Source organism: Oleiphilus sp. HI0067, assembly GCF_001635735.1.
The window spans coordinates 1-1,097 of record NZ_LWFI01000153.1; the positions used below are offsets into that span (position 1 = coordinate 1).

1 protein-coding gene is annotated in these 1,097 nt (G+C 44.8%); it reads right to left on the reverse strand.

Annotated elements, in window-relative coordinates; genetic code table 11:
* The coding region (locus tag A3739_RS02030) for an NAD(P)/FAD-dependent oxidoreductase (RefSeq protein ID WP_068500059.1) at positions 1–996 on the reverse strand (996 nt) is incomplete at its 3' end.
* Positions 997–1,097: the final 101 nt, after the last annotated feature.

Below are 1,097 nucleotides of genomic sequence, written 5' to 3' on the forward strand. Positions count from 1 at the left end.
GCCATTAATTTTTAGTTTCGGCCTCAAACCGGCATAGCCCGCCTGCAGACGACTTTCGTCAACCTCAGGCCAATACGACCGAATGCTCGAGGCAAAGAAACTACGTCTCGACGGATCAACCGCGTAGTCAAAATCAATTAACTCTCGCTCACCTAGTCCACCTTTCCATTCGACATCCGGTCCAAATCGCGCACTGCCAGCTAAATCCAGCGTTAGATGAACACCAAGCCCACCATCTTCAGGCACGGGATAAATGAGACGATTGAAAGGAGTTCGGCCATCGTATGTAAAATAACTGCCTTTGGCATACTCGCCTTGAAAATCATACCCACATTGAGCATAGGCGTGAAAAATGTCTTCAGCTAAATGAGGAGCATACAAACCAGCGGCATTAACGATGTTGACGGCCTCTAGCAAGCAATCGTGACCTACTAGATTCAGCAGATATTTATTGTCAGAAGCTTCACAAATCTCAACCTGGCAATTAGTAACTAACTGCGCCCCGTCGCGCTCTGCATCTCCCAACATACTGTGCATAAATGAATGGCTATCTACTATGCCAGTTGATGGGGATAAAATCGCTGCCTTTGCCGACAACGCCGGCTCAAGCTTTTGAAGTGCAGATACTGAAAGCATCTCAAGGTCTTCAACGCCATTTCCATTTGCTCGCTGGATAATGTTATTTATTTCATCAACCTGAGCATCATTAGTAGCAACAATTAATTTGCCGCAGCGCTTATAAGGCAGATCTCTATCATCTAAATAACGATAAAGCGAATGCTTACCTTGGACGCACAATCGAGCCTTTAAACTATCTTTTGTATAATAGATTCCAGCATGTATAACCTCACTGTTTCTCGATGATGTGCCCTGCCCGAAGCTAGACTCTTTTTCTAAAATCCAAACTTCACGCCCAAGTTTTGCAAGCGCCCACGCGACGGCCAAGCCCACAACACCTGCGCCAATAACGACCGTATCAACCTTGTAACGATCCATAAGACCACAATTCCCTAAATTAAAAACAGTCCATAGGCGATAATGATTTCGCCTTATAGATTACACTATCGCAAATGAGAAAAATCATACACATTGATGCA